Annotated in this window: 14 protein-coding genes; 9 read left to right on the plus strand and 5 right to left on the minus strand. The window is 70.9% G+C overall.

The genetic code is table 11. The annotated features are described in order from the left end of the window. Positions 1-193 precede the first annotated feature (193 nt). Both E1P53_RS14055 and trmB read right to left on the minus strand, forming a co-directional pair. Entirely contained in the window at positions 194-859 is a 666-nt protein-coding gene (locus tag E1P53_RS14055) for an NYN domain-containing protein (protein ID WP_006900205.1), read from the minus strand. Then, complete coding sequence (gene trmB, locus E1P53_RS14060; RefSeq protein WP_040526674.1) at positions 856-1644, minus strand: tRNA (guanosine(46)-N7)-methyltransferase TrmB; 789 nt, start codon at positions 1642-1644, stop codon at positions 856-858. The genes E1P53_RS14055 and trmB overlap by 4 nt, the downstream gene beginning before the upstream one ends. A 180-nt stretch (positions 1645-1824) precedes the next feature. On the opposite strand from trmB, the gene E1P53_RS14065 reads away from it, so the two are divergent. The 8 genes from E1P53_RS14065 to E1P53_RS14100 all read left to right on the plus strand — a co-directional run bounded on the left by E1P53_RS14065 (position 1825) and on the right by E1P53_RS14100 (position 12204). Then, on the plus strand, positions 1825-2724 hold the full coding sequence (locus tag E1P53_RS14065; protein WP_247601398.1) for a hypothetical protein: 900 nt from the start codon (positions 1825-1827) through the stop codon (positions 2722-2724). Next, positions 2721-4178, plus strand: coding sequence for a hypothetical protein (locus tag E1P53_RS14070; protein ID WP_131734682.1), 1458 nt, complete (start codon positions 2721-2723; stop codon positions 4176-4178). The genes E1P53_RS14065 and E1P53_RS14070 overlap by 4 nt, the downstream gene beginning before the upstream one ends. A gap of 5 nt (positions 4179-4183) precedes the next feature. After that, complete coding sequence (locus tag E1P53_RS14075; RefSeq protein ID WP_109239704.1) at positions 4184-4594, plus strand: DUF6802 family protein; 411 nt, start codon at positions 4184-4186, stop codon at positions 4592-4594. 211 nt (positions 4595-4805) lie between these two features. After that, entirely contained in the window at positions 4806-6632 is a 1827-nt protein-coding gene (locus E1P53_RS14080; RefSeq protein ID WP_006900200.1) for a phosphoenolpyruvate carboxykinase (GTP), read from the plus strand. Positions 6633-6694: 62 nt separating this feature from the next. Then, positions 6695-7702: an esterase-like activity of phytase family protein gene (locus E1P53_RS14085; protein ID WP_040526691.1), complete on the plus strand. Its 1008-nt coding sequence runs from the start codon at positions 6695-6697 to the stop codon at positions 7700-7702. A gap of 126 nt (positions 7703-7828) precedes the next feature. Next, a complete protein-coding gene (locus E1P53_RS14090; protein ID WP_131734683.1) occupies positions 7829-8653 on the plus strand; it encodes an ABC transporter ATP-binding protein in 825 nt (274 codons plus the stop codon). Between the two features lie 21 nt (positions 8654-8674). Further along, positions 8675-11221, plus strand: a complete 2547-nt coding sequence (locus E1P53_RS14095; RefSeq protein WP_131735330.1) for an ABC transporter permease — start codon at positions 8675-8677, stop codon at positions 11219-11221. 149 nt (positions 11222-11370) lie between these two features. Beyond that, complete coding sequence (locus E1P53_RS14100) at positions 11371-12204, plus strand: hypothetical protein (protein WP_131734684.1); 834 nt, start codon at positions 11371-11373, stop codon at positions 12202-12204. Positions 12205-12207: 3 nt separating this feature from the next. Here E1P53_RS14100 and E1P53_RS14105 read toward each other — a convergent pair whose 3' ends face one another. Then, the gene (locus E1P53_RS14105; RefSeq protein WP_006900195.1) at positions 12208-12966 is read right to left on the minus strand and encodes a class I SAM-dependent methyltransferase; all 759 of its coding nucleotides are present in this window, start codon (positions 12964-12966) and stop codon (positions 12208-12210) included. A gap of 216 nt (positions 12967-13182) precedes the next feature. Between E1P53_RS14105 and E1P53_RS14110 the strand changes: the two genes are divergently transcribed. Next, positions 13183-14325, plus strand: coding sequence for a glycosyltransferase family 4 protein (locus E1P53_RS14110; RefSeq protein ID WP_006900194.1), 1143 nt, complete (start codon positions 13183-13185; stop codon positions 14323-14325). On the opposite strand, the gene E1P53_RS14115 is transcribed toward E1P53_RS14110, so the two are convergent. Both E1P53_RS14115 and E1P53_RS14120 read right to left on the minus strand, forming a co-directional pair. Beyond that, positions 14291-16006: an MmpA family trehalose lipid delivery protein gene (locus E1P53_RS14115; protein ID WP_131734685.1), complete on the minus strand. Its 1716-nt coding sequence runs from the start codon at positions 16004-16006 to the stop codon at positions 14291-14293. The genes E1P53_RS14110 and E1P53_RS14115 overlap by 35 nt on opposite strands. 2 nt (positions 16007-16008) lie before the next feature. Continuing rightward, on the minus strand, positions 16009-16944 hold the full coding sequence (locus E1P53_RS14120; RefSeq protein WP_006900192.1) for an HpcH/HpaI aldolase/citrate lyase family protein: 936 nt from the start codon (positions 16942-16944) through the stop codon (positions 16009-16011). Between the last annotated feature and the right edge of the window lie 39 nt (positions 16945-16983).

Below are 16983 nucleotides of genomic sequence, written 5' to 3' on the forward strand. Positions count from 1 at the left end.
CCGGTGTGTCAGGCCGTCGTTGCGCTCGGGCGGCACCGTGTCGGGATGGCCGACGGCACCGGTCGCGATTCTCTCAGTTCTCGCAGAGATATTGACAGCGTTGCCTGAGTGATCCCTGAGGTGTCGGGGTCCGCGACCCGGTGACCGGGCCCTGATGTGACCAGACCCACGGCCCCGGACGCCGTCCGCGCAGTCAACGCAACAACGCGCTGAGCGGCCGGAACGGCGGGAGCCAGGCGCCGTCGTCGGGCAGCGAGTCCAGACCGATGCGCGGGAGCGGCTCGCGGAACACGCCGGGGATGTCCTCGAGGTCGATGAACTCGAGTCCCTCGGTGGTGAGCGCCCAGCTGGCGTGCTCGCGGAATCCGATGACGGTGACCGGCACGCCGTCGGCCGCAACCTCGAGGAGCGGCTCGCGGAATGCCTGGCCGTCGGCGGACGCCACGATCACACCGGCCAGACCCACAGTGTGCCTGCGGAGCTCGATGTGGTCGAGCATGTCGGAGTCGACATCGCTGTCGTCGGTCAGCTTGGGCTTCGCGAACACCGCGAAACCGACGTTGCGCAGGGCGTCGACCCACGGGCGCACGACGTCGGCGCTGCCGGGGGCGATGTTGGTGAAGACGGTCGCCTCGGGCTCGATCTGGCCCTGCTCGGGCGCGTTTGCGGACGCATCGGCGGTGCGATGCAGCAGCCAGCGCCCCAGGGCGTCGAAACGGGGGCGGTGAGCCGCCGTCGGGCGACCCCCGAGCAGCGCTCCGAGTCCCATGTCCATGTTGGGCGCGTCCCACACCAGCAGCATGCGGCGTGAGCCGGACTGCCCGGAGATGGTCTCGGCGAACGAGGTGGGCTGGGTCATGACGGGCTCCCGTCGGGGTCGTCGCCGGAGGGGGACGCCGGCGGGATGGGTCGCGTGTAGACGAACTCGTTGACGCGCCGGCCCTCCTGCTCCGCACGACCCTCGAACTTCGTCGTCGGGCGTTCCAGCAGAATCGGGGACTCGCGGGTCAGCTGGACGACGTGCGGACGATCGGGGTTCTGGGTCGCGAGCTTCTCGGCGATCCACTCCGCGTAGTCCGCGTGGTCGGTCGCGATGTGGAGCACCCCGCCGGGGACGAGGCGGTCGGCCATCAACTCGAGTGTGCCCGTCTGGACGAAACGCCGCTTGTGATGACGCTTCTTGGGCCACGGGTCCGGGAAGAACAGCCGGATCCCGGTCAGGCTCGACGACGGGATGAGCTCCCGCAACACCACCGTCGCGTCGCCGCGGATGAGGCGGACGTTGGTCAGGCCGTTGCGGCCGATGAGGCCGAGGAGCTGCGCGAGGCCGGGCTTGTAGACCTCAACGGCGAGGACGTCCACGTCGGGTTCCTCGGCGGCCATCGCCGCGGTCGACACACCCGTGCCGGAGCCGATCTCGAGGACCTTCGGGGCGGTGCGTCCGAAGTGGGCGTCGAGGTCGAGTTGCGGCTCGGGAATGCGTTCGGCGCCGGTCTGGAGGTCTCGGCCGAGCACGGGCCAGAGGTTGTCCCAGTTGCGTTGCTGTCCGGCAGTCAGGGTGCCCCGGCGGAAACGGAAACTCGTCACGCGGGGGTACAGCCGCGACCTGTCAGCGCTGTTGTTCACAGCTCCATCGTTGCGCATGGACGGCGTCACACGAAGTCGCGGGTGATCGTGTCCGCAAAGTTCTGTCCGCCGACCGGGGTCGGCAGGGGGTGTGGACGACGACCGGCCGGTGGGGCGAAACACGATTAATCTCGGGCCAGCCGCGGGACACGCAGGCGAGGACAGCACAACGGCCGGGTGACAGAGCCCGGGAAGGGCATGAGTCGTGGGGGCAGCGTGGTGAGGCCGGCCGGCCCGGCACCCGAGGGGTGGCCGGACGCGGGCGCGTCGTCCGCGCTGTCCGGCGCCGCCGAACGAGGAGAACTCGCCCGTCTCGTCGATCCGGCGTCACCGCTGGTCCCGATCCTCGACGCCGCCGGGTGCCGCTTCCTGCGCCCGCTGCACGCACACGTCATCGGACGCCCCGGAACCGGCCGCGACACGATGGTGCGGGCGCTGCGCGAGCGCCTGCGCCTCACGGCGACCGGACCCGCGGACGGGGCGGGGGCCGACGCCGACGCCGACCTGTGGGTCCTCGTGCTGGCGGGCCCGCCGCGTCACGCCGACCACGACCTGCTGCGGTCGGCTCCCGCCGACCGCACCCTCGTCGTCCTGGGCAAGGCCGACACCCATCCGGACTGGGACACCGCGGTCGCCGTGGCCCGGCGCTGGTCGACGCGGCTGGGCACCCCAGTCCACGTCGTCTCGCAGCTGCTCGCCTGCGCCGACCTCGACGACCGGATGTTCACCGCGCTGACGGAACTGGCGGCCGCGGGCGCCGAGATGCCCTCGATGGCCGGCCGGTTCCTCGTGGGACGCCCGGGATCGGCCGAACGGGCCGTCCGCGAGGCCCTGCTGCGACGGATCGACGCGTTCGGCGTCGACACGGCGTTGTCGCTGCTGGCGGAGGGGTCCGACGCCGCCGACGCTGCTTCTCTCAACCGGACGCTGCATGCGTTGAGCGGCGTGCACGATCTGGCCGGTCCCATCGGTGAGCGGGTGGCGCTGGTGCGCCGCAGGCGCGAGGACGAGATCCGTGCCGAACTCGAACGCGCGGCGGCCCGGGGGCTGGACCGTGACGGGGCGGAACGGCTGCTCGCGACGGGAGGTGTCGCATGAGTGCCGACCTCCTCGACGCGGCCCGTGACCTCACCGGGTTCGACGCACGGCGGGTACGGTCCGGCGACGCGGTGCTGGTCCTGGGGACCGAGGGTGTCGGGGTCCGCACCCTCGTCGAGGCGTGTCGTTCCCTCGCCGCCGACCTCGATTTCCGTGCCCGCGACACCGCGGAGTCCGCCGATCGGCCGGCGCCGGGCGTGGCCGTGATCGTCGTCGACCCGTCGTCGTCGGTGGGCGAGGAGGAGAAGCGTCTGCTCGACGGTGCGCGAGCCCGCGTCGGGACCGTCGCGTTGGTGTGCAGCCGCATCGACGCGTTCTGGGAGTGGCCGCGCGTCGTGCGTGCCCACCGCAAGAGCCTCGACCCGTTCGGCACCCTGCCCGTCTTCGGGGTGTCGGCGGCCGCGGCGCTCGGCGGCGCCGCCGACGAATCGGGCGTCGACGAGTTGATCTCCTGGATCCGGCAGGCGCTCGACGCCCCGGCGACCGTGCGCGACGCACGCGCCCGAGTGTCCGCGGGCATCGGCGCCGTCGAACACCTCCTCTGCCCGGAGGCCCCCGCGGCGGCGGACGGAGACGGTCTCGACGACCTGCTCGCGCGGCGTCGCGAGCTGCTTGCCGGACGCGACCGCGGACGGCCGGACCGGCTCGCCGCACTGCGGGCCGGCCTGGCACGTGCCCGCGCCCAGTCGGCGGCAGACCTGACCGCCGGGGTCCGCGAACTGTCGGCGCTCGCCGCCGACTCCGCGCCCGGCACCCGGCACCGGGAATGGCTGCAGCAGCGCTGGTCGGAGCTGTCCACCCGCCTGCAACGCGCCACCGACGAGAGGATCGACGAGGTCTCCGCGACCACGCTCGTCGGTCTCGACCCCGAGCCGGCGGCGCGGCCGCCGTGGACCGAGACCCCGCTGCCCGCCGACGGGGCGGCGAGGCGCCGTCGCACCGGTGCCGAGGACGCGCTGCTGGTCGTCATCGGCGCGTCGACCGGCCTGGGCGTGGGGCGCCTCGTCGTGGCCCCGATGGCGTCGGTGCAGACCCTGCAGTGGATCAGCATGCCGCTCACATTGCTGTTGGGGGTGGCGGTGGCGGCCTGGATCATCCGCGTCCGACGCGGCGCACTCGACCGGGCCGGGCGGGCGGCGCGCGACGCCGAGCAACTCGCGGCCGCGCGCGCTGCTCTCGACCATCAGCTCGGCCTGCGGGCCGCGGCGGCCGAGACCGCCATCGCCGGCCAGATCGGCCGGGCGTACGAGCGCCGCGCGCGACGCGTCGACGAGCAGGTGGCCAGGATCGACGAGTCCGTGCGGCGGTTGCGCGGCGGCGCCGTTGCCGGGCGGGAGCGGCAACGGGCCGAGCGTGCCCGGGCGGTGCATCGCGACCTGACCGCTCTCGTCGAACGGATGTGGACCGGCCCGGTCGGCGGGAACGATTCCGGCGTCGACGATGGGAACAGGTGAACCCGATGGACTCGATCTTCGACGGCCTCGGTCCGGGTGAACCGCTCCGCGGACCCGGCGACCCCGGTGAGGCGCACACCGATCCCCTCGGGTCGATCGGCTTCGATCCGGTCTTCGAGACGGTCGCCGCGATCCGCCCCGGACCGCCCGCCGACGATCTCGACGATCACCTGTGGATGCACGAGGACGGGCGGATCTGGGACCTCGGGCCGGCCGAGGTGGACACCGACGACGACGGTGTCAACGACTCCCTGACCCGCAACGGCCCGGACGGGTTCACCGTCTACACCGACAGCGATCGCGACGGCCAGGTCGACAAGATCACCGAGATCGGCTCCGACGGGGAGTTCAGCTCGGCGGTGCTCGATCCGGAGACCGGGAGATGGATCCCGGGCGACTCCGGGCGGATCGGCTGACATCGGCTCGGGGGAAGGCGCCGCCCACCACTGTGGCGACGCAGTAGGGCCTGACGCAGTAGGGACTTTGGTCCTGATCTGCGAAATGTGGGAAAAACCGCAGTCCAAGCCCCGGCGACCTAGCGGGCGCTCGGTGCACGTATCCTGGATGACCAGACGACTGAAAGGTGACCATCTCAGCTGGTCACACGTTCGCCAGGAGGCCCCACCGATGACCGCAGCCACCATTCCCGGATTGGACCCGAGCAACGCTCCGACCAAGCATCAGGGGCTGCTGGCCTGGATTGCCGAAGTCGCCGAACTGACCCAGCCCGACCGGGTGGTGTGGTCGGACGGCAGCGACGAGGAGTGGGATCGTCTCACCACTCAGCTGGTCGAGGCCGGCACCCTGGTCAAGCTGAACGAGGAGAAGAAGCCCAACTCGTTCCTCGCCAGCTCCGATCCCGCCGACGTCGCGCGCGTCGAGTCCCGCACCTTCATCTGCTCGGAGAAGGAAGAGGACGCCGGCCCCACCAACAACTGGGTCGCCCCGGACGAGATGCGCGCCACGATGACCGAGCTGTACCGCGGCTGCATGCGCGGACGCACCATGTACGTCATCCCGTTCTGCATGGGCCCGCTCGACTCCGACGACCCGAAGCTGGGCGTGGAGATCACCGACTCCGAGTACGTCGTCCTGTCGATGAAGATCATGACCCGCGTGGGCCCGCGTGTCCTGGAGATCCTCGGCGACGACGGCTTCTTCGTGAAGGCGCTGCACTCGGTCGGCGCGCCGCTCGAGCCCGGCCAGAAGGACGTCCCGTGGCCGTGCAACACCGAGAAGTACATCACCCACTTCCCGGAGACCCGCGAGATCTGGTCCTTCGGTTCGGGTTACGGCGGCAACGCCCTCCTCGGCAAGAAGTGCTACGCGCTGCGCATCGCGTCGGTCATCGCCCGTGACGAGGGCTGGATGGCCGAGCACATGCTGATCCTGAAGCTGACCAGCCCGGAGAACAAGGTCTACTACGTGGCCGCCGCCTTCCCGAGCGCCTGCGGCAAGACCAACCTCGCGATGCTGCAGCCGACCATCCCCGGCTGGAAGGCCGAGACCGTCGGCGACGACATCGCGTGGATGCGCTTCGGCGAGGACGGCCGCCTGTACGCGATCAACCCGGAGTTCGGCTTCTTCGGCGTCGCCCCGGGCACGAGCTACGACTCGAACCCGAACGCGATGAAGACCATCGAGGCCGGAAACACCCTGTACACCAACGTCGCCCTGACCGACGACGGCGACATCTGGTGGGAGGGCATCGACGGCGAGGCCCCGGCCCACCTGACCGACTGGCAGGGCAACGACTGGACCCCGGACTCGGATCGTCCCGCCGCGCACCCGAACTCGCGCTACTGCACCCCGATCGCGCAGTGCCCGTCGCTCGCTCCCGAGTGGGACGACCCGAAGGGCGTGCCGATCTCGGCGATCCTGTTCGGCGGCCGCCGCAAGACCACCGTCCCGCTGGTGACCGAGGCCCGCGACTGGCAGACCGGCGTCTTCATGGGTGCCACCGTCGGTTCCGAGCAGACCGCCGCGGCCGAGGGCAAGGTCGGCGTCGTGCGTCGCGACCCGATGGCGATGCTGCCGTTCATGGGCTACCACGTCGGTGACTACCTGCAGCACTGGATCAACCTCGGCAAGAACGCCGACGAGTCCAAGCTCCCAAAGGTCTTCTACGTCAACTGGTTCCGTCGTGGCGACGACGGCCGCTTCCTGTGGCCGGGCTTCGGCGAGAACAGCCGCGTGCTCAAGTGGATCGTCGGTCGGATCGAGGGCGAGGCCGAGGGCATCGAGACCCCGATCGGCATCGTCGCGAAGCCGGAGGCGATCGACGTGAGCGGCCTGGACGTCGCCACGGAGGACGTCGCCGAGGCGTTGGCGTTCAACCCGGACGAGTGGCGCCAGGAGATCCCGTCGATCGAGGAGCTCTTCGAGTTCATCGGCCCGAAGCTGCCCTCCTCGCTGCGTGACGAGCTCGAGGGTCTCAAGCAGCGTCTGAGCTGAGCGGTGACCGGTCCGTCGGTTCGACATGTGGCTGATGTGACGCGTGAGGTATCGTGCCCCTCATGAGACCACGCCTGTGGGGGGCCACGATCGCCGGAGCTCTGGTGCTGGGGTTGTCCTCGGCACTCGGAGTCCAACCCGCTTCCGCCACACCGGCTTCCGGTGCCGGCGTCAGTGCGTTCTACACGGACTCGACGTCGCTCGGAACCTTCGTCCCGACGTTCAACCAGATCACCGGACTGGACCGGACCGGCAACGGCCGGTACGTCCTCATCGCCGAGGACGCCCTGCCGCCGAGGTTCTTCGACGCGCACATCGGGTACTCTTCGGAGACCGCATCGTTCGTCGGTTCCCCCGCCATCACCGGCGGGGGAACCGTCCTCGGTCCCTGGTTCATCCCGCAGCTGCCCGGCACCGCCCAGTTCGAGGGCATCCGCAAGAGCAACGGCGGCTACACCGTCGTGAGCGGCGGCGGTAATCAGTTCGTCCGCCAGATCGGTCCGATCGGACAGTTCATCCGCGACCTGCCGCTGCCTGCCGCATGGCGCCCCGCGGCGAAGTCCGGGGTTGCCGGCCAGCGCGGCCTGACCGGCCTCGCCGTCGGCCCCCAGGGGCAGATTTCGGTGATCACCGCGGGCGGCCTCAAGCAGGACGCACGCACCTCGGCACGCCTGCTGACCTTCGGCAAGCCCAACCGCGAGTTCGTCTATCGGACCGACGCCGACAAGGTCGCCGCCGACGTGCTGGCGATCAACGGCACCGACTTCCTCGTCCTCGAACGCGGCGCCGGTCGACTGGCGAGCATCTACTGGGCCACCACCCGTGGCGCCACCGGCGTCGCCGGCAAGCACAAGCTGACGGGCAAGGAGAAGGCGATGACCAAGCGTCGCGTCTTCAGCACCGCGGCGACGCCGCGACTGGCCGCCGGTGACATGTCGGGGCTGGCCTGGGGCAACTGGCACCCCGACACCCCGTTCGCCAAGGCCCGGTCCCGGACGGTGCTCGTCGTGTCGCAGACCGCCGGATCGCCGACCCGCGTCCACTCGTTCGAGTTGCAGCTCCCCAAGTAGCGTTCGTGCAGCGCCCGGCGGCCGATGGGTTCCCGAGAGACCTCGATCGAGACAAATGTCGCTTCAGGGTCAAGTCAGGGACTCACCTGATGGCCATTCGGCCGCGGATTTGGCACCGTTGAGGGCATGACGACGACTGATGCGGCCTCCCGCGACGCCGGGACGCCGAACCATCGACTGGCTGCGGGTGCAGAGGACCTGGTCAAGCGGTACGGATCGGGCGAAACGGCCGTCGAGGCCCTCAAAGGTGTGTCCATCACGTTCCGCGAGGGCGAGTTCACCGCGATCATGGGGCCGTCGGGGTCGGGCAAGTCGACGCTGATGCACTGCCTCGCCGGTCTCGACGTCGCCACCTCGGGCCGGGTGTACATCGGGGACACCGACCTGACCGCGCTGAGCGACAAGGCGATGACGATGCTGCGCCGCGACCGGATCGGGTTCGTGTTCCAGGCTTTCAACCTCGTCCCGACCCTCACCGCGAAGGAGAACATCACCCTTCCGGCCGACATCGCCGGCCGGACCGTCGACACCGAGTGGTTCGACGCGGTCGTCGACCGTCTCGGCATCACCGATCGTCTCGGTCACCTTCCCAGCGAGCTGTCCGGCGGCCAGCAGCAGCGCGTGGCCTGCGCCCGCGCGCTGATCGGCAAGCCGGCCATCATCTTCGGCGACGAGCCGACCGGCAACCTCGACTCGCGGTCGTCGGGCGAGGTGTTGTCGATCCTGCGCGCCGCGACCGACGAGTTCGGCCAGACGGTCGTCATCGTGACGCACGATCCGCGCGCCGCGTCCTACGCCGACCGCGTGGTGTTCCTCGCCGACGGCCAGATCGTGCAGGAGTTGTCGCGCCCGAGCGCCGACGACGTCTTCGAGGTCATGAAGAACCTCGACAACGTGCCCGCACCCGCAACCGAGCCGGCCACCGCCGCCGAGTCCGCCAGAACCCTCTGAGCCGTGGCGTCGTCATCGGTGATGCGCCGGGTTTCCCTCCGAAACCTGCGGGCGCACAAGCTCCGTCTGTTCCTCACGCTCTTCTCGATCGTCCTCGGCACGACATTCGTCGTCGGCTCGATCGTGTTCACGAGCTCGATCTCGAAGGCGTTCAACGACATCTTCGACAGCGCGGCACAGGGAGTCGCCGTCGAGGTGACCCCGGCCGACCGGCAGTCGCCGGGTGTGCCCGTCGAGGTCGTCGACCAGCTGCGTGCACAGCGCGAGCAGCTCGGCATCGACAAGATCGTCGTCAACAACTCCGGCCTGGTGACGGTCGCCGACTCGGCCGGCAAGGCGATCCAGACCGGTGGCGCGCCGAGCATCGGCTCCACCTGGATTCCGCCGCAGGAGGCCCTCGACCCCGACGAGTCGCGCATCATCCCCGGCGGCCGGGGACCCGAGAACGCCGGTGAGATCGCGCTGAACAAGTCCGCGGCGGACTCGGCCGGGTTGGACGTCGGATCGAAGACCAAGGTCGTGATCGGGCAGGGCAACGCCGCCCCGCTCGAGGTGACCGTCGTCGGGCTGATCGACCTGCCGACCTCCACCGGCGGGTACGTCAACGCGCAGTTCGACGCCGCCACCGCCTCGCGGCTGTTCACCGACGGCAAGCACGTCGGGACCGTCGACATGTCCGCGGTCGAGGGGGTGACGCCGGACGAGCTGAAAGAGCGGGTGATCGGCGCGCTCGGCCCGGCCGCCGACCTCTACGACGTGCGCACCGGCGACGAGGTCCGCGCGGACCAGAAGGAGCAGGTCAACGAGTTCCTGCAGATCTTCCAGTACATCCTGCTGGCGTTCGCCGCGATCGGCCTCGTGGTGGGCACGTTCATCATCTACAACACCTTCTCGATGATCGTCGCGCAGCGCAATCGCGAGTTCGCGCTGCTCCGAGCGGTCGGTGCGAGCAGGCAGCAGGTGTCGCGGTCGGTGCTGTTCGAGGCGCTGATCGTCGGCATCATCGGCGGCGTGCTCGGCCTGGGCATCGGCATCGGGTTGGCCGCCGTGCTGAAGGCGTTCACCGCCGCGACGTCGGGCCTGCCGCAGGGCGACCTGGACGTCGGGGTGGGTGCGATCCTCGCGGGCATCCTCGTGGGCGTCGTGGTCACGATGATCTCGGCCTGGGTGCCGGCGGTGCGGGCCGCCCGTGTGCCGCCGGTGGAGGCGATGCGGGCGTCGGCCGCCGAGGGGTCGGCGTCGTTGCGCTACCGCACGATCGCCGGCGCGGTGATCGGCATCGCGTCGATCGTCGCGATCGTCGTTGGCGCGACGGGCGAGGGCAAGGGGCCGGCCATCACGGTCGGCCTGGGAGCCGCCGGTGCGGTGCTGGCCGCCGTCCTGGTGGGTCCGGCCGCGTCCCGCCCCTTCGTGGGTGCGCTGGGCCGGATCATCGGCGCCCCGTTCGGCGCCATCGGTCGCCTCGCACGCACGAATGCCGTCCGCAACCCCCGACGTTCGGCCGCGACGGCGTTCGCCCTCACTCTCGGCCTGATGCTGGTGGCGATCATCGGCACGCTCGGCCAGTCCTTCAAGGGCACGGTCGACGATGCGATCGACGCCGGCATCACCGCCGACTACATCCTGACGGGCACCAACCAGCAGCCGATCCCTCCGGCCGTGAGCGCCGCCGCGCAGGGCGTGCCGGGTGTCGGCGAGGTCGTGTCCTTCGGGGTGGTGCAGGCCAAGGTCGAGGACAAGGCCGAGCAGGGCTTCGCGGCGCTCGGCGGACGACTCGACGACGTGACGATCATGGACATGGAGGACGGCGCGTCGTCGAACCTGCCGGCCGACGGCATGCTCATCAGCCACCGCACGGCGACGACGAAGGGGTGGGAGCGCGGCCAGGTGCTGACGTTCACCTCCGCCACCGGTGCGGAGGTCCAGGTCCCCATCGCCGGCGTCTACGCCGACAACGAGGCGTTGCAGCCGTGGGTCATCGGCGCGGCCGCCTACGACCGGCTCGTGCCGCCCGCAGCGCGGTTCGACGTCACCGTGTTCGTCAAGGGTGAGCCCGGCGCCGACCTCGATGCGTTGCGGACCGGGCTCGAGGACGCCACCGCCGCGTTCCTGACCGTGCAGGTGCAGGACCGCGAGCAGTTCAAGGGTCAGATCTCGTCGCAGATCGACCAGATGCTCGGTGTCCTCTACGCAATGCTCGGCCTCGCGCTGCTGATCGCGGTGCTCGGCATCATCAACACGCTGGCGCTGTCGGTCGTGGAGCGCAAGCGCGAGATCGGCATGCTGCGCGCGATCGGCATGGTCCGCGGCCAGGTCCGACGCTCGATCTACCTCGAGTCGGTGCTCATCTCGATCTTCGGCGCGGTGGTGGGCGTCGTGCTGGGCACGCTGATCGGCGTGGCGCTGGTCCGGACACTGGCGGAGTGGGGCCTGGGCGCTCCGGTGATCCCGTGGACGCTGATCGTGATCACGCTGGTCGCCTCGGCGGTCGTGGGTGTGCTCGCGGCGCTGTGGCCGGCGGTCCGCGCCGCCCGCACCGGGCCCCTGGAGGCGATAGCCGACCTGTGATAGGGGGGCGATGGCCGTCCTGTGATAGGGGGCGATGGCCGTCCTGTGATGGGGTGGCGATGGCCGACCGCTGAGTCGCGCGGCCCGGGTTGTGCCCGGGCTGCGCGGTCACAGGCCCGTTTCAGGATCCGAATGACAGAATCGACCGCATGACGCGACCACCCCAGGGCGATCCGAACGATCCGCAGGACGAGCCGCCGGCGACCCGGCAGTTCGATCCGGACTACGACCCGTCGGCGCCCCCGTCGCAGGCCTACTCGCAGGGCGAGCCGTACCCGGAGCCGCCCGGCACCGCGCCGTTCCCGGGCCCCGGGTACACCGAGCCCCAGTACACCGAGCCCCAGTACACCGAGCCCCAGTACACCGAGCCCCGATACGGGGACCCCCAGTACGGAGGCCCCCAATACGGCGATCCCCGGTACACGGGTGCCGCGCCGTACGGCGCCGACCCGTACGCCGGGTCGCAGGGCGGCGGCGAACCGCCGAAGAGCTCGTCGGGCCGCACGGTCGGCCTGGTGCTGGTGACCCTGGCCGCGGTCGTGATCCTCGCGCTGGTCGTCGTGCTGATCAGCCGGTCGAGCGGCGGTGACGACTCGCCGACGGCGGCCGGGGACTCGTCGACGACCACCTCGACCAGCGAGCAGACCACCCCGAGTTCGACGTCGACGACCACGTCCACGACGCAGACGACCTCCAGCCCGACCACCACGCCGCGCTCGGGCACGGTCACCTACCAGCTCACCGGCAACGGGGATGTCGTCGCGCTGAGCTTCTCCAAGGGCGACGGCCCGCCGACGGTCATCGCGGCCACGGGCTCGCCGTGGTCGCAGCGGGTGAAGCTCTCGGGCACCAAGGCGAGCCTGCAGGCGATCGTGATCCGCGGGCCGGTGACGTGCAGCATCATCGCCGACGGCGAGCAGCTCGCGACCGCCACCAGCAACGGCGGCACGCTCTCCTGCAGCGCGGACCTCTCGGAGGAGTAGGCCCTACTTCTTCCGCAGCACCAGGACCAGATTGGTGCCGAGAACCTCGCGCACGCCGGGAACCCGCATGACCCACCACATCCAGCGCGGGATGTAGCGGGGGAAGGCGGCGAGGAGCTCGGCACGGTCGGACGCCGTGCGTGCCCAGCGCAGGCCGTCGGTGGCGTTGACCGCGAACAACGACGTCCCGTAGAGGTTCTTCGGCGGGTGGCCGTGGCGCTTGGTGTACAGGCGCGCGGCGCGGTGCCCGCCGAGGTAGTGGGTCAGGCCCATCTCGTGACCGCCGAACGGACCCCACCACAGCGTGTAGCTGATGATCACGACGCCGCCGGGGCGGGTGACGCGCAGCATGTCGTCGGCCATCTCCCACGGTTTCGACGTGTGCTCGACGACGTTCGACGACAGGGTGATGTCCATGCAGCCGTCGCCGAAGGGCAGGTCCTGGCCGGAACCGCGCACCGACCCACGGTGTTCGAGACCCCCGGCGTGCATCTCGGTGGGGTCGGGCTCGACCGAGATGTAGTGCGCGCCGCGCGCCCGGAAGGCGTCCGCGAAGTACCCCGGCCCGCCGCCGACGTCGAGGATCACCTTGCCGTCGAGGTCGGGGACGAATGCCTCGACCATGTCGGCGGTGTCGGCGGCCAGGGCGCCATAGAAGCGGGCGGGGTCGGACTGCTCGTACCGGAAGTCGTTCAGCAGGCCCGCGGCGCGGCGCAGGGTCGCGAGCCGGGCCATCCGCGTGCGGCCGGAGTTCGTGGTCATCGTCGGGTCACTCTAGTCGTGGCGGTCCGGCGCGCTCGGCTCGTGCCTGTCGTTGACCGGCAGACGTCGTTTCGACGGTGCGACCTCGCTCGACGTCGCACGGCCGGATCGACGTCTGGGAGTCGGTCTCGTCGCGTCGCGCCGAGGCCGGGCCGGTTCCGTCGCCGGGCCGGTCCGGGCATGACCCGCGGTTACCTGGCGGTAGGCTGTCGTGCGATGCGCGTACCTTCCGATGTCCTGCTCCTGTGCTGGCGGGACACACGCCACCCGCAGGGCGGGGGCAGTGAGACCTATCTGGAACGCGTCGGTGCCGAGCTGGCCCGACGCGGCGCACGCGTCACCTTTCTGACCTCGGCCTACCCCGGCGCGGCATCCGAGGAGGTACGCGACGGCATGCGGTTCGTCCGCGCCGGCGGTCGCATCACGGTCTACCCGCGGATGCTGGCGACGATCCTGGCCGGCCGGCTCGGCCGTGGACCGCTCAAGGGCATCCGTCCCGAGGTCGTCGTCGACACCCAGAACGGCGTCCCGTTCTTCGCGACCCTGGTCGCCCCGGCCCCCACGGTGGTGCTGGTCCACCACTGCCACCGCGAACAGTGGCCGGTCGCCGGTCGTGCGCTCGGCCGGGTCGGCTGGTTCATCGAGTCGCGGCTGTCGCCGCGGGTGCATCGGCGCAACAGATACGTCACGGTGTCCACGCCGTCGAAGAACGAGCTCGTCGCACTCGGCGTCGACGACGAGCGCATCTCCGTCGTCCGCAACGGCGTCGACCCGATTCCCGGCGACGCGGCACTCGCATCGGGCGTCTCCACCGACGGTCCCGTGCGACTGTGCGTGCTGTCGCGCCTCGTGCCGCACAAGCAGGTCGAGGATGCGCTCACCGTTTGCTCGCAGCTGCGGCGCTCCGGTCTCGACGTGCATCTCGACGTCATCGGCGGCGGCTGGTGGGCCGACGAACTCCGTTCCGCCGCAGCTGAACTCGGCGTGACCGACGCGGTCGTCTTCCATGGCCACGTCAGTGAGTCCCGCAAGCACGAACTGCTGTCGCAGGCGCATGTCCACCTGATGCCGTCCCGCAAGGAGGGGTGGGGCCTCGCGGTCATCGAGGCCGCCCAGCACGGCGTCCCGACCATCGGTTACCGCAGTTCGGTCGGACTCCTCGACTCGATCGACGACGGGAACACCGGCCTCCTGGTCGACGGTGTCGACGAACTGGTCAGTGCCACAAGGAAACTCATCGACAATCCGGACGAGGCGCAGCGCCTCGGGCGCAACGCGCAGGCGAAGGCGGGGCGCTATTCTTGGGAGGCGACCTGCGACGGCTTCATCGAGACGTTCGACGCGGTGCTCTCGCGGTAGCGGCCACCGCGCCCACGATCCCCGCCGCCAACAGCGCCGCCCAGACGAGGTGCGCTCCGATCGCGAGTGCCCGGTCGGACCCGTCCGCCGAACGGTCTGCGTGGGCGTCGATCCGGTAGAGCCGGAGATCCTCGCCGTCATGGACGAGCCGCCCCTCCTCGGCGAGTAGCGCCGGTGGCGAATCGTTCTCGACCAGAACCCAACCCACACCCAGCGCGGCGAGTTCGGCGGGCGACCCGCCGGACTCAAGCACCGCGGCGACCGCGGCGGCACGTTCGCTCGGCGCGTCGACGACCTCGCCGTCGACGCTGAGTTCCCCCGATTCGATGACCGGCGCCCGCAGCATCCGCGCAGCGGGATCGAGTGAGACCTCGTCGGCGAAGGCGTACTGCCGCACGGTGTCCGCCGGCCACAGCGCGACCGCTCCCTGATCCGCGGGGACCAGCTCCGCGACGGTCGCCCAGTCCTCGGGGTAGCCCACCGAACGCACCGAACCGCCGACGCCCCAGGCGAGGTCGGGGAGCGGCGCGACGACGAGCAGGGTGACCGCCGCGAGTGCGAAACCGGACGGCACCCGCCGACCGGCCGCCGTGACCGCCGCCGCCACCGCCACCGCGACGCCGGGGACGAGGAGAGCGGCGAACTTCTGCGTGTCCCGGAACAGGCCGGCTCCGGGGACGTGCTCGACCGCGGCCTCCAGCACCCATTGCCCCGGACCGAACGTGCTGAGCACCAACAGGACCGCGACCGCCGCGGACAGCAGGCCGAGGGCTCGCACGAGCGGATCGAGTGACGCACGTCGGCGCCACAGGAACACGACACCGGCCGACACGACGATCAGCAGGCACAGGGTCGCGACCGCCGCCCACCAGATGGTCCGGCTCGACGGCACCGCGTCGGCGTTCCAGATCCCGCCGAGTGACAACACCGTCCCCACGGGACCGAGCCCCGGCTCGGGGCGCAGCCCGAAGGCCTCCACACCCGCCGGATTCGACGTCGTGGCCGCGTCGCTGATCACCGCGGTCAGCGTCCACGGCGCCGTGCTCGCCGGCCACAGCGCCGCCGCGATCGCCGTCGCCCGCGCACCGACCGGTCGTCCGATCAGCGCCGCCGCCAGCACGAGCCCGGCCAGCACCGACCCCGTCGGGGTGAGTCCGGCCGCGGCCAGCAGGCCGCCGAGTTGTGCGAACCGTGTGAGATCAGGACGATCTCGTAGTTCCATCGCCGCGACGAGGATCCATCCCAGCGCGGCATATCCGGCCAGCAGGCTCCAGTGGCCCTGCAGAAGACGTTCGGCCACATAGGGATTCCAGATCGCCACCAGCGCGGCCGCGACGGCGCCGGCCCGACCGGAGCCCGGGACCAGGCGCGATGCCAGACGTCCGTAGCCGACGCCGGCGAACACCAGCGAGGCCAATAGGATCGCCACGACCACCACCCCGCCGTCGACGACCGACGACGCCATCGCCACGAACCAGTCCTGCGGAACCGCCCGCGGCGGCAGGTCGCCGATCCCCAGCGTCGTGTCGGTGACGTGCGTGCGCGGCGTCGACACCGCGTCCCGGTACAGGAGATACCCCGGGCCGGCGCCGGCGAGCGTCGGCAGCACGGGCGCCAGGATCGCCACGGCCGCCACGGCACTCACCAGGTAGAGCGCCGGGAGGAGCCGTGCGGGAGCCACCGTCAGTAGTGGTGGGTGTCCGACGGGGCGGGCGCGTGCACCGGATCGTCGTCGAACTCCGACTCGGCGATGCCGTACGCGCGGGCGAGGTCGAGGATCTTGGTGGCGCGGGCGATGCGCGGCAGGTCGGAGCCGTTGCGGATCTCGCCGCCGTCGCGCTCGAACTCGGCGAAGAACTCCTTGGCCCAGGTGATCTCGTCCTGCGAGGGCGAGAGTCCCTCGTTGACCGGCGCACACTGGGCCGGCGTCAGGCAGATCTTTCCGGTCATGCCGAACTGCGCGCTGACCGCGGTGGCTTCGCTCAGCTTGAGTGCGCTCGAACCGACCGTCGGCCCGTCGATCGCGCTCGGCAGGTGAGCGGCCTTGGCGGCGATGGTGAATCGCGACCGGGCGTAGGCGAGCGTCAGCGGGTCGTCGCCGAAACCGGTGTCGCGACGGAAGTCGCCGATGCCGAAGGCGAGCCGGAAGGTGCCCTTGGCCGACGCGATCTCGCTGATCCGCTCGAGCCCGCGCGCGGTCTCCACCAACGCGACGATGGGCAGGCCGGGGAGCCGGTTGGCGGTCTCGGTGACATGGTCGACGGACTCGACCATCGCCAGCATCACACCGCCGACGGCGGTCTCGGCGAGGGCCGCGAGGTCGTCGGCCCACCACGGGGTGCCGAAGCCGTTGATCCGCACCCAGTCGCCGGCGCCGGGACCGGAACCGTCCTTCGGGCCGATCCACCGCACGACGTTGTCGCGGGCGGTCACCTTGTCCTTGGGGGCGACCGCGTCTTCGATGTCGAGGACCACGATGTCGGCGCGCGAGCGCGAGGCGGGCTCGAACTTGGCGTAGTGCGCACCGTTCACCAGCAGCCAGCTACGGGCCAGCACCGGATCGATACGCGAACCGACGTCGGTCGGCTCGGCGTCGTAGGTGGTCTTCTCGTCGTACATCGGTATCTCTCGTCGGCTTCGGTCCTGGTTCTCCAGCCA

This window comes from Gordonia paraffinivorans, assembly GCF_900683595.1.
In the GTDB taxonomy this organism is placed as follows: domain Bacteria; phylum Actinomycetota; class Actinomycetes; order Mycobacteriales; family Mycobacteriaceae; genus Gordonia; species Gordonia paraffinivorans.